Annotated in this window: 12 protein-coding genes; 5 read left to right on the plus strand and 7 right to left on the minus strand. The window is 53.5% G+C overall.

The annotated features are described in order from the left end of the window. Positions 1 to 13 precede the first annotated feature (13 nt). From yigB to lptM, 5 genes are read right to left on the minus strand one after another with little or no spacing between them, the layout of a single operon-like run. Entirely contained in the window at positions 14 to 730 is a 717-nt protein-coding gene (gene yigB, locus VSR74_RS21420; protein ID WP_347796575.1) for a 5-amino-6-(5-phospho-D-ribitylamino)uracil phosphatase YigB, read from the minus strand. Further along, positions 730 to 1,632 (minus strand): tyrosine recombinase XerC, encoded by a 903-nt coding sequence (gene xerC / locus VSR74_RS21425; protein ID WP_347796576.1) that lies wholly within the window; start codon positions 1,630 to 1,632, stop codon positions 730 to 732. The genes yigB and xerC overlap by 1 nt, the downstream gene beginning before the upstream one ends. After that, positions 1,629 to 2,336: a DUF484 domain-containing protein gene (locus VSR74_RS21430; protein WP_347796577.1), complete on the minus strand. Its 708-nt coding sequence runs from the start codon at positions 2,334 to 2,336 to the stop codon at positions 1,629 to 1,631. The genes xerC and VSR74_RS21430 overlap by 4 nt, the downstream gene beginning before the upstream one ends. Then, positions 2,333 to 3,157, minus strand: a complete 825-nt coding sequence (dapF, locus tag VSR74_RS21435) for a diaminopimelate epimerase (protein WP_347796578.1) — start codon at positions 3,155 to 3,157, stop codon at positions 2,333 to 2,335. Before dapF ends, VSR74_RS21430 begins: the two co-directional genes overlap by 4 nt. Positions 3,158 to 3,192: 35 nt before the next feature. Further along, complete coding sequence (gene lptM, locus VSR74_RS21440; protein ID WP_347796579.1) at positions 3,193 to 3,396, minus strand: LPS translocon maturation chaperone LptM; 204 nt, start codon at positions 3,394 to 3,396, stop codon at positions 3,193 to 3,195. Positions 3,397 to 3,582: 186 nt separating this feature from the next. Here lptM and VSR74_RS21445 point away from each other — a divergent pair, with 186 nt between their 5' ends. The 3 genes from VSR74_RS21445 to cyaY all read left to right on the plus strand — a co-directional run bounded on the left by VSR74_RS21445 (position 3,583) and on the right by cyaY (position 6,921). Next, positions 3,583 to 5,061, plus strand: a complete 1,479-nt coding sequence (locus VSR74_RS21445; RefSeq protein ID WP_347796580.1) for a DKNYY family protein — start codon at positions 3,583 to 3,585, stop codon at positions 5,059 to 5,061. A gap of 14 nt (positions 5,062 to 5,075) precedes the next feature. Further along, on the plus strand, positions 5,076 to 6,341 hold the full coding sequence (locus tag VSR74_RS21450; RefSeq protein WP_347796581.1) for a DKNYY domain-containing protein: 1,266 nt from the start codon (positions 5,076 to 5,078) through the stop codon (positions 6,339 to 6,341). A gap of 259 nt (positions 6,342 to 6,600) precedes the next feature. After that, on the plus strand, positions 6,601 to 6,921 hold the full coding sequence (gene cyaY, locus VSR74_RS21455) for an iron donor protein CyaY (protein ID WP_347796582.1): 321 nt from the start codon (positions 6,601 to 6,603) through the stop codon (positions 6,919 to 6,921). A 503-nt stretch (positions 6,922 to 7,424) separates the two neighbouring features. Here cyaY and VSR74_RS21460 read toward each other — a convergent pair. Beyond that, positions 7,425 to 7,775 (minus strand): hypothetical protein, encoded by a 351-nt coding sequence (locus VSR74_RS21460; RefSeq protein ID WP_347796583.1) that lies wholly within the window; start codon positions 7,773 to 7,775, stop codon positions 7,425 to 7,427. Positions 7,776 to 7,879: 104 nt separating this feature from the next. Next, on the minus strand, positions 7,880 to 10,426 hold the full coding sequence (cyaA, locus tag VSR74_RS21465; protein WP_347796584.1) for a class I adenylate cyclase: 2,547 nt from the start codon (positions 10,424 to 10,426) through the stop codon (positions 7,880 to 7,882). A gap of 360 nt (positions 10,427 to 10,786) precedes the next feature. Here cyaA and hemC point away from each other — a divergent pair, with 360 nt between their 5' ends. Together hemC and hemD are read left to right on the plus strand one after the other, a co-directional pair. After that, positions 10,787 to 11,728: a hydroxymethylbilane synthase gene (gene hemC / locus VSR74_RS21470; RefSeq protein WP_347796585.1), complete on the plus strand. Its 942-nt coding sequence runs from the start codon at positions 10,787 to 10,789 to the stop codon at positions 11,726 to 11,728. Continuing rightward, positions 11,725 to 12,465 carry a uroporphyrinogen-III synthase gene (hemD, locus tag VSR74_RS21475; RefSeq protein ID WP_347796586.1) on the plus strand — a complete coding sequence of 247 codons (741 nt, stop codon included), beginning with the start codon at positions 11,725 to 11,727 and terminating at the stop codon, positions 12,463 to 12,465. The genes hemC and hemD overlap by 4 nt, the downstream gene beginning before the upstream one ends. The last annotated feature ends 11 nt before the right edge of the window (positions 12,466 to 12,476 follow it).

Below are 12,476 nucleotides of genomic sequence, written 5' to 3' on the forward strand. Positions count from 1 at the left end.
AATACTGCGGCGATTATATCAGCGAGGTCAGCGATGCCAACCGGGAAATTTCGATATGTGGAAGTAAACGGCTATCCGTTACCTGCATCAGGTCGGCACCTTTCGGTTTGATCCAGCATGCCTGCATGCCACTGCGAATGGCTCCCGCGACGTCCGTCGTCAGATCATCACCCACATGTAGAATGGCGTTAAGCGGCACATCCAGCTTTTCAGCGGCCAAATGATACATATCGGCAAACGGCTTCGAGCGGCCATCCGGCCCGGCGCGCAGTACAAACTTAAAATAGTCGTTCAGGCCGAAAAGCTCCGGCTGGGCATTGCCATTGGTGATCGCCACCAGCGGCCATTTTTCCGCAAGCGTTGCCAGCGTATCGTGTGTTTCCTGCGGAACATCAATTCGGCTGCGCCATTGCGCGAAATTGGCCATCGCTGCATTTGCGCCAATGGTCGCTTCCTGGGCGGTTAAGCCCGCGTTGAGCATGCCCAGTTCCAGGGCCCGGCGACGCCATTCGGTGACATCGTGATAAATTTCCGGCTCCGCTTTGCGCAGCGCGTCGCGCAGTTGCTGTAAATCGCGGTTTTCGAAATGGCGCAACGCCGGATGATAGCTGCGCACAAACGCCAGCGACTCCTGCTGGGTGCGATCGATCACCGGATGGTTGTCGTAAAGAGTGTCGTCCAGGTCAAACGTCAATGCGGCGATATGGCCCAGTGGTCGGTAAAAACGCATTATTTCCCCCGTTTAGCGCGTGGATGCGCGGCATCGTACACCGAGGCGAGGTGTTGAAAATCAAGATGGGTATAAATTTGGGTGGTTGAGAGATTGGCATGCCCTAACAGCTCCTGCACACCGCGCAGATCGCCGCTCGACTCCAGCATATGGGTGGCAAAAGAGTGACGCAATTTATGTGGGTGGACGTGGCTATTCAGCCCCTGCTTGATTCCCCACTCGGCGAACCGTTTCTGTACGTTACGCGCCGAAATACGCTTTCCCAGTTTTGACAGGAACAGCGCATCATCATCAGAGCCAAACAGCCCGCGTAAATCAAGCCAGTGCTCAATCCACGCCACCGCATTGCGGCCAATAGGCAGGCGGCGTTCTTTGCTGCCTTTACCCATCACCCACACTTCCCCGGTGTCGAGGTCAAGATGTTTGATATCCAGGTTCACCAGTTCAGAAAGACGCAGACCAGCGCCGTACATCACTTCCAGCATCGCGCGGTCACGCACCGCCAGCGGATCGTTAATATCGATATCCAGCAGGCGATTGACGTCATCGACGTCGATATTTTTCGGCAGATGGCGCGGGGCTTTTGGCGCGGAGATCCCTTTTGCCGGATTCGCGGGCAGGTCGCCCTGGCTCACCATCCAGTCAAAAAAGCTGCGTAAAGCCGACAAGCGTAACGCCAGGCTTGCCGCTCCCAGCCCTTTTCGGCGGCTGCGGGTCGCAAAGCTACGCACCATGGCAGCATCACATTGTTGCCAGCGCTTCAGGCCCATCTGCTGGGCCAGGTCAATGATGGCATCAAGCTGACGCTGATAATTGAGCAGCGTAATCGGACTAAGCTGACGTTCGACACCCAGATAGCGCAGAAAACGCGTTACCGCGTCAGAGAGAAATTCGTCATTCATGCGCGCTCAACCCAGCGCGCCAGCAGCCCTGGCAGCATCAGCGCCACTTCCTGCAGAAGCTGCGTACCCTGCCCGGCTTCATAGTGGTGCACATCGCGGCTGGTGAACAGGATCACGCCCAGGTCACCATCGCTGCCCATCATCGACATCGCGACTGAACCCACAGCTTTCGCTTCCGGCAGCACCACCAGCAATTCAGGGCCGTTCAACGTGCCCAGATAGTGGCGCTCCTGACCGAGACGCTGAATACGCAGCGGTTCAAAGGCCTGGCGCGATAGCACCAGTTGGGTGTATTTCGACGGTGCGCCCAGACGCCAGCGATCGGCAAAGAGACGAATCGACGCGCCTGCAAGGCCCAGATCGCGCGCCCAGCGATGAAAACGCAGCAGCAAATCGTCCAGACTTTCCGCGCTCGCCAGGTGATTTTGCAAATGCAGCAGGCGGTAAAACAGCCCTTCGTTGGCTGTCGCCTGCTCCATCAGCAGCGCCATGTTCTCTTCAAGCGCATGAATATGATTACGCGCACGCGCCATATGCCACTCAACCAGCGACACCGTGCCGCGCACCGGATGCGGAACCCGCATCTGTTCCACAACCGCTGCGTTACGTATAAAAAATTCAGGATGTAGCAACAGATAATCCACGACGGCGCGATCGTCGAGCGCGCTTAATGCTTCCTGCTGTTCTTCCCCGACTTGTTTCATAAGTGAATAAATCCGTCATAGACGTGTGCCGCCGGGCCAGTCATATACAACGGTTGACCCGGGCCTCTCCAGGCGATATCCAGACGCCCGCCTGGCAACTCCACGCGAACCTCGTCGTCCAGTAGCCCCTGCTGGATACCCACAGCAACCGCCGCACATGCGCCGCTGCCGCAGGCCTGCGTTTCACCCGCGCCGCGCTCATAGACGCGCAAACGGATGTGATCGCGTTTGACCACCTGCATAAAACCGATATTGGCGCGTTCCGGGAAGCGTTCGTGGCTTTCCATCACCGGGCCCAGCGACTCAACCGCCGCCGTTTCGACATCATCAACCTGAATGACGCAGTGTGGATTCCCCATCGATACCACGCCACATAATACTGTCTGCTCAGATGCCCGCATAATATAGGTCTTTTCCGCTTTGTTAGCGCGAAACGGCACCTGGGACGGTTCGAAATTCGGCTCGCCCATGTTGACGCGCACGAGGTCATCATCCGTTACGCTTAATACCATACGCCCGTTAGCGGTGCTGACGCGGATATCACGTTTATTGGTCAGGCCTTTCAGACGCACGAAGCGCGCAAAGCAGCGCGCCCCGTTACCGCACTGCGACACTTCACTGCCGTCGGCATTGAAGATGCGGTAGTGGAAATCCAGGTCAGGATCGTAGGGCGGCTCGACGACCAGCAGTTGGTCGAAGCCGACACCAAGATGCCTGTCCGCCAGACGGCGAATCAGCTCTGGCGAGAAAAACACATTCTGCGTCACCGCGTCGACGACCATAAAATCGTTGCCAAGGCCATGCATTTTAGAGAACTGCATTATCTACTCCCGTTACGCGGAACAGAACGGTGATATCAATAGTTAACTTGCGTCGGGCCGCCATCGTCGCCGCGATCGTTACGATCCGGTGAATCCGTTTGGATCTGGCTATCCGCGGGTTTCGTCGGCGGTGGCGCCGTTTTATCTGCCGGCGGGAAGTAGAGCGGGCCTTTAAGGCCGCAACCGGTAAGGCTAAGCAGAACAGCCAGCACGGCCAGCGGTCGGAAAATGTTCTTCATTCCAGGGTACCTGTAGTTCAAGACTTTCTGCTTTCTATCATCGCAGGAGAAGGCGTAAAAGCAAGCGTTTAGCATCTCTTTATGGAATCCGAAAAGCAGCGGATTGCCATGATTGTAACGTATTCAGGTTAGGCAATAGGGTTTACTTGGGGTTTTGTGAGTCATGTGCCCCGCCTGGATGGCTGTATGCGATACCGCAATGTGGTTTGTTTGTTGTCTTTTTCCCTTTTACTGCCGCCGGCGTGGGGATGCCGGCTTGATGAACCCGATCATCTCGCTTATCAAAAACAAGGGCGTGGCGTTGCTTATGTCTTTAATAATACAGAATCAACACGCACTCTCTCCCGACTGCCAGATGTCAACTTTAAGCAGCTTCGGCGACTGGCAGATCTGTCAAAAACGCCGGATAAAGATCCCTACTGGAAGTACCAGCAACCACTTACCCATCTCGCCACTGACTATTACGCCGAGGGTGTAAACGCCACCCTGCTTCGTGCGTCTTATCACTCAGATGGTCGCTATATCCTGTGGGCGGGCGAAGTTATTCGTAATCCGGCAGGCGTACCGCCAGTGGATGTCGCGTCCTTTCGCGTTTTTGGTCGCTTCGCCGTAGATAAAAACAGCCTTTATTTTGACGGCGTGCGTACTGAGCCAAACGAGGGTGTCGATATCTCTACGATGGATGCTGTACGTATCAACAAGCCATGGGCCGGATACTATGATCCAGCGTTCGCGGAAGTTTTACGCGACAAAAATTATCTTTATCTGCGTGGTCATCGGGCTGATGCTCCGGATAGTTTTACCATTCAGGCACAAAAATCGTGGGATCAGCGCGGGAGGTTTTATCCCATCCACCCTTGTGTTGCCAGGCCGATTGGCCCCTGGGATACTCTGGCGCGGACGGCAACACAAGTTATTATCAATGGCCATGCGCTGGATGCCGATCCCGATACATTCGCCATTGTCCGTTGGCTCCCAGGTACGCAATTCATTTATCGCGATAAAAATGGCGTCAAACGCACCAGTCTCGCGGAAAAAAATGCCGAACCGCCCAGTCATGCATTAAGCAGAAAAGATTGTTCCGCCAATTTCAACATGCTGGAAGATAAGGTGACATGGCTGAAAGACTGGAACCGGGGCACCTGTGAAATGAAAACGATCCCCGGACTCGATCCTGAACAGTTCCATCCTCTCAACGACAGTGTCGCGCAGTATCAGGATCGCCTCTACAGCATCAAGATTTCGGAATTTGGCGAAAGATCGCTGGCCGTCATCACGCTTGATGACCCGCACCTCATCATCAACCGCCGTTTTACCGCCGGTAAGCGCCATGGATATTTGTTGACGACCGACGGAAATGTGGCGGTTTTTGCCTCCAGTGGCCCTCTGGTGCTGCTGGATAACCGTATTCCGAATGAGCGCGAAGCGCATACGATGGACGACCAATACCACCCTAACTGGTTTGCCCGTGACGATCGCTATGTCTATATCTTCACCGGTACACAACTCTATCGCTATGCCACCGCCTGGCCACAGTATGCCCATGTTGTAGGGCAAACATTAAGAAGTGGGTATGGCTCAGCCGAATCCTGGGCAGGCGGCGTCCTCGTCACGCTGGAAGGTAAGTATGCAGATGCGTATTTCACCCCCCGGAAAGTCAAATGAACGCAGGGGATATAATGCCAGCAAAACATCTCTTTATTCTGGTCTCACTGCTTACGGCGTTTACGTCCGCCCTGGCAGCAGACCCACGTAGTTACGATTCGCCATACGGTAGAGACGACGAGGTCGTTTACAGAAGCTTTTCCTATATTAATCACTCATATAAATGGGTCATTTATGCCACTTTCCCTGGCATAAAACGCGAAAATCTACGCGAAGCGGCTGATTTAAACGGTAAGCAAGAAGACTATTTTGACAGCGACAGATCGAGCCATGACGATGAGCATTTTCATTGGGTGACAGATGGTCATGTTATGCTATGGCGCGGCAACAAAGTCATTAATCCTCCAGGTGTTGCGGCTGTCGATTTCGCCAGCTTTCGCGCATACGATCGTTTTGCCATAGATAAATACAACATCTATTTTGACGGTAAACGCGTTGCCCATAATAACGGCGTCGATCTGGCTACGCTGAAAATGAATCAGGGAAGAAACTCCACCACCTTAACAGACAAGAAAAATTTGTATCTCAAAGGAATCCCACTGGGTTCCGCCAGCGATGTCACCCTATTGGGTGAAAAATCCTGGGATCAGCGTCCTGAATTTGAAAGCAATAAACGTAATAACTCCTCCGATATTATTATCCGCTTTGCCAACAAAATTTATCTTAATGGCGATCCGCTGAATGCTGATGCGGACAGTTTTCAGATTATCCGCTGGTATCCAGACTCGCTGCTCATTTATCGTGATAAGCACGGTCTGAAACGCCACTCTTTTGGCCGTATTGTCGGCCATCTTGCCGAGCCGGAGTGCGGGATATTCACGCTTAATGAAGATAACGTTCAGTGGCGCAAATCCCGTAGCGATGACTGTCAAAAAGATATATTACCCAATGTTGATCCGGAACAGTTTCATCTGTTGACCGACAGAGTTGCCCAGTATCAGGATAATCTTTACGTAGCCAAAATATCGTTCTTCGGCGAAGAAGAACTGGAAGTTATCAAGCTGGATACGCCGGATTTACAGATTAGTCATTCTCTCAGTGCCGGAGAAAAACACGGCTATTTTATTCGTTTATCCAAACCCGGAAGCGTTCTGGTGTTTGATACTATTGGCAAATTGCACATCGATAATGATTTGGCCTGGGACGATCGCTATGTTTACACCTGGTCTGCCGATCAGCTTCATCGACATAGTTGCGGTTGCCCGGCGCAAGCCTACTATAAAGAGACGGAGCAGAGGCAGGTGTTGATATTACCGGACAAATGTATCGCAGAGAATTAATGCGCAAACCACCAAAGAGGTCGACCTGAATACCTTTATAGGATCCGAAAAATAGTGGATTGCCATGATTGTAACGTATTCAGATAACGTATCGCCCAGTACAAAACCCCCTCTACGTCGTCAGGCGCTCGCCTTATGGAGGGGATCGGTTCGACGCGCTTGCGCTGAAGACGGAAGAAACGTGCCGTAAGGGCAAACTTTGAAGCGCTGACGCCATGTCGTTATACTGCCGCTATCACTTATAAAACGGGAAACTACAATGAACGACAGTGAATTTCATCGCCTTGCAGATAAGCTTTGGCTGACTATCGAAGAGCGTCTGGACGACTGGGATGGCGACAGCGATATCGACTGCGAAATTAACGGCGGCGTGCTGACCATCAGCTTTGAAAACGGCAGCAAAATCATTATCAACCGTCAGGAACCGCTGCATCAGGTGTGGCTGGCGACCAAACAGGGCGGCTACCATTTTGACCTGAAAGGCGACGAGTGGATTTGCGATCGCAGCGGCGAAACCTTCTGGGATCTGCTGGAGCAGGCGGCAACGCAGCAAGCGGGCGAAGCGGTCAGCTTCCGCTGAGGTTTATTGCCGGATGCGGCTACGCCTTATCCGGCCTACGGATCGCACTGGTAGGCTGGATAAGACGCGCTAGCGTCGCCATCCGGCGAATGCGCTCACGACAGCAACAACGATTCTGACCCACCCTACGGCAATAAAAAGCAGAATCGCGATACAATAAAGCCACCAACCTAATGTGTACAGAAAGTGGTAATTGTCGCAGGAGATTATCACATCTAAGCCGAGACATTCTTCCCCCCACCGTCCCCAGTAAGATGCGTCCCATATGCCAAAGCTCACCACACTGGCGCACAACAATAACAAAGGCCCACCCCATACAAAGCGGAAGCGTTTATCAAAGCATACGAGATAAAAGCAGATTATCGCGACGATAATCCCCAAAATGGCGCATAGCGCGTCACCGCCGAAACCGTTACGCATTTTGTTCTCTCCCTGGCCCGTTTCAAAAAGGGACATTAATGCGGCGAAATGAAGTCTGCGTGAAGTGCGTGGTGATAAATTGGTTATCCTCGTAATCGGAGGCAAGATTTGATCGTGGCAGCAATAAAGCATGTGAGCACAGCAAGAATAAAAAAGAATAACCCTGCCACCAAAAACCACCAGCCCAGTTCGCAATGAAGCGGGCTGCTCCCGTCAACAATAACCAAATCAGAACACTCATTGACCTGGCTATTCCAGAACAGATAGCGCCCAAAAAATGATTGTGGCCATATGAGAAAAATCACCAAACTCGCGCATAAAGAGAATAAACATCCTCCCCACAATATCCGAAACCGTCCGCCAGAGAATATATAAATAAGGCTGGCCAATACTTCCAGCATCCCCAGCCAAACGAAAAATAACTCGCTCCCCATGAAGCCCTCTCCGTGGTTCAATCACAGAGAGTAACTTTAGGGCGGCAAAATGAAGTCTGCGTGAAGTCAGTGACGGGGAAAGCGATAAGCATCGCTACCCGATATTACGAAAAATACTGCTGTAACATCGGGGTATCGTTGTCCTGGCTACTCGGCGGAACCGTGCCAATCTCCTGGCTGCGGTAAGGGATCACCTGCGCGCGGCCATCCACTTTCACAATCTGGTAGAACTGCGGCAGGTTGAAGTTGATAAAGCTTGAGCCGTAGGTAAAGCGATCGTGCGAGGAGGAGTAGAAACGGCTGACGTCGCGCACCAGCTCCTCTTTGCTGCCTTCACAGTGGTGATACACTTCTGCGCGGTTGGTTTCATCCAGAATATAGATGTTAAAGCCCTGCTCTTCGCCGGACTCTTCAAAGAAGAACTGAATAATCCCCTCGCTGGCAAATCCATCCACCACCTGCGGCAGTTTGACGTGGTTGGTTTCCACCTGCACCGACAAGCCATGCAATTTGTTGTGCGAGATAGCGCCATAAAATTCAATGGCATTTTCCAGCTTCTGCACCGAGACGTTCAGGCGTTCGAAGAACAGACCCCAGGTCTGGCCGGAGACGCGCAGCGCTTTGAATCGCCCGGTTTCCTGACGTGTACTGGAAAGACGCAGGTCGATACATTCCGAAACCAGTTGCTGGACGCGGGTACGAATCAAGCCGCGCAGATGTTGGCTGTAGCAGAACACTTCCACGCTATCCGGCGGGGCGGCGTCCTGGTGCATTTTGCCGAGAATGGTTTTCAGTGCTTCAATCATCGCCTGCTCGCCGTTGAAGTGCAGTGTACGCACCTCGTTCCACGAGTTGCGGTACAGCAGATCGACGCTGCCGACCAGGCAGTTTTGTTCTTCGCCAAAACTGAAGACATCGAGCTTACGGAAGTCGAAATGCACCACCTGATTGCGGAAGGCCGCGGTCGGGTCATATTCGAGGTTGACGATAATGGCCAGATGGCGAATTTCGCACGGGCTGTAGAGCGCTTTTGGCGTCGGCGCAGGCAGGCGCAGCGGGAAGTGATGGGAAACATCCGCCACCATCTCCTGCAGTTTTGCCAGATCGACAATACCGTTGCCCTTAATAAACAGGCGGGTACGTGAAGTCAGCAGGCCGTTAAACCAGGCCCACGCCACCAGCTTATTAAGATAGCGGTTATATTCCAGCGGCTGATGGCTGACGATCGATTCCATATTCGGCGCGCGGTTGTAGAGATACCAACCGGTACGGTTGGCACGGCCCGGCGGCACGTGGATGAAGGTCAGGTTCGGCTCGGAAAGATCCGGTGAAATCTGCGGGTTAACCAGCGTCACTTTACCCGGCAGCGCTTCAAACGCCGCGTACAGTTTACGGGTCAGTACCCCGATATCCTGCGGGCTGGCGGAGACGCTCAGGTTGTTACGCCGTGCAAAGCGGATCAGGTTACGGTAGCTCTGCATCATCGCGTCGAGCAATTCGTTGTGCGCCTCGCGCACCTGATCGATTTTCCAGTTTGCCCGGTTATCCAGCATAGCGAGACGCGCTTCGTCCCATCCCCACTCTTTCACCAGTTGGCTGACCACTTCACGACGCCAGCCGACGCACGCGCGTTCACGGCTCAGCTTTTCGCACACTTTCAGGTAGAAGCAGCGACGTACCAGATCCAGACGCGTATCATCGTCAATCGCTTTAAGATACTCGGTGACGCGTTCCAGCATCATGCAGTAGGAGTCGAGACCAAATGAGACGATCTCGCCATCGTGCAGGCGCTGTTTGATATCTTTCGCCAGCAGGCGCGTATTGGGATATTCCCAGGAGTAGGCTTCCAGCAGCAGGGTTTTCAGCACTGCTTTATACGGCGAGTCGATACTCTTATACAACTGCCACAGGCTGGCGCCAAAGTACTCTTCCGCCGACAGCGAACTCAACCCACCAAGGTCGAGCCACTCGTTTGGCGTCAGCACACCCTGCGCGTAGAGCGTCATCACGTAATCATCGTAATGCTCTTCTTCTTCGCACGGCACCATATTCCACAGAATACGTTTCCCCGCAAGGCGCACGGCAGTGCGATAAAATTCATCCAGCAGCAAGATGTGCTGCGTGGAGCCGCAGTCTTCGCCACCCAGGCTGCCGCTTTCGTTATGACGGAAGCGGTTTTCGTCGATCAGGAAGAAGCTGACTTCCACGCCCAGCGAAGCGGCCCAGCTTTCCAGCAGGCTACATTTGCGTTGCAGAAGTTGACGTTCGTCGTTATCGAGCCAGGACTGGTGACAAACCCAGATATCGAGGTCAGAAGAGCAGCTTTGCCCAACGGACGAGGTACTGCCCATTGAGTAGACGCCGGTTATCGGCAACTCGCCTTTTGGCGAGGCCTGCGGCGGCATACCGCGATGCAGTTCAAGTTCGTCGAGGTAGTGGCGTTGGGTTTCATCAGGCGTGTAGAGGCAAATGCCTTTGGGAACGTTACCGTCAAGGTAACCCGGCATCAATGGATGATGATAATGTAATAATGTCGGCAGCAGACTGTAAACCTGCTGGAAAGCAGGCCCCATGGCAGCAAGCGCGCGATCCACACGCAGTTGATTGATGGCATCCAGTCTCTGTTTCAGTGTCTCAATATAGAGGTACAAGACATATCGCCTGATGTTCAAAACCTGGTGTAGCACCCGTGAAGGGAAGTACGAAGGTTTTTAGAATTTCAACAAGATTCGTCGCCTTTGTCGCCCGTCCTTATCATTATGGTAGTGCGGACGAACAAATGGTTTAAAACGTGATCAATTTAACACCTTGCCGGTTGACCGTAAAGAAAGTTGCACTACATACAAGTGTAGCACCGTTTGTTATCTGTAAATTCCCCAATACGATTAGGCCTATATTGGAAACATACGGAAATTACAGGCCCCCCAGACATTGTGCAAACACCGTGAAAACTAACATCATTAAGGCAACAATGTTAGGATGGGCCGTGGACGACAATGACGGTAACAAGCATGTTAGACAAAGTTTTGAGAATTGCCACACGCCAAAGTCCTCTTGCACTTTGGCAGGCACACTACGTTAAAGACCGCCTGATGGCCTGTCATCCGGGGTTGACGGTTGAACTCGTGCCGCTGGTGACACGCGGCGATGTGATCCTCGATACCCCACTGGCAAAAGTGGGCGGCAAAGGGCTCTTTGTGAAAGAGCTTGAGCTGGCATTACTGGAAAAACGAGCCGATATCGCCGTTCACTCAATGAAAGATGTTCCCGTCGATTTTCCTGAAGGCCTGGGGCTGATGACCATTTGCGAGCGCGAAGATCCACGCGATGCTTTCGTCTCCAATCACTATGCCTCGCTGGACGATTTACCGGCTGGCAGCATTGTCGGCACTTCCAGCCTGCGACGTCAGTGCCAGATTGCCGAACACCGCCCCGATTTAGAGATTCGTTCGCTGCGTGGCAACGTCGGTACGCGCCTGGGTAAACTGGATAACGGCGATTACGACGCGATTATTCTGGCCGTCGCCGGTCTGAAACGTCTGAAACTTGACGAACGCATTCGACAGGCGATGCCGCCTGAGCAATCATTACCGGCAGTCGGCCAGGGTGCCGTCGGCATCGAATGTCGCCTTGATGATGACGTTACGCGCACACTCCTCGCACCGCTTAATCATGCCGAGACCGCGACGCGTGTGCTGGCGGAACGCTCTATGAACACCCGCCTGGAAGGCGGCTGCCAGGTTCCGATTGGCAGCTATGCCGAACTGAACAACGGCGAGTTGTGGCTACGCGCGCTGGTTGGCGCGCCTGATGGCTCGCAGATGGTTCGCGGCGAACGACGCGGCAAGCCCGAAGACGCCGAGCGCATGGGCGTGGAGCTCGCCGAAGAGCTACTGAACAACGGCGCTCGCGCGATCCTCACCGCCGTCTACAACGGAGAGAAGCCCGAATGAGTATCCTGGTCACCCGCCCGTCTCCAAAAGGAGAAGAATTAGTGAGCCGTTTGCGCACACTGGGGCGAGTGGCCTGGAGCTTTCCGCTGATTGAAATCACCCCCGGCCGCGAACTGGCGGTACTCTCCCCCGCACTGGACGCTCTGCGCACCGGCGATCTACTCTTTGCATTATCACCACATGCCGTGTCATTCGCGCAGGCTCAATTACAACAGCAGGGGCGAATCTGGCCGTCGCAGCCGGGCTATTTCGCCATTGGCCGCAGTACGGCATTAGCGCTGCATCAGGTTAGCGGTATAAACGTGCGCTATCCTTTGGATCGGGAAATCAGTGAAGTCTTGCTACAATTACCTGAATTACAAAACATTGCAGGTAAAAAAGCGTTAATTTTACGCGGCAATGGCGGGCGGGAACTGTTAGGCGACGCGCTGGCAGAACGCGGCGCAAAGGTGACATTCTGTGAATGTTATCAACGCTGTGCAGTCCATTACGATGGCGCGGAAGAAGCGATGCGCTGGCAAAAACGCGGGGTGTCGACCCTTGTCGTCACCAGCGGGGAGATGTTACACCAACTTTGGGCACTCATTCCGCAATGGTATCGCGAGCACTGGTTGCTACGTTGCCGTGTGCTGGTTGTCAGTGAGCGTCTTGCACAACTGGCCCGGGAGCTGGGCTGGCAGGAAATTCAGGTTGCCGATAGCGCTGACAACGATGCGCTGCTGCGCGCACTACAATAACTTCAAAACTG

The organism is Pseudocitrobacter cyperus (assembly GCF_039889165.1).
Lineage (GTDB): Bacteria > Pseudomonadota > Gammaproteobacteria > Enterobacterales > Enterobacteriaceae > Pseudocitrobacter > Pseudocitrobacter cyperus.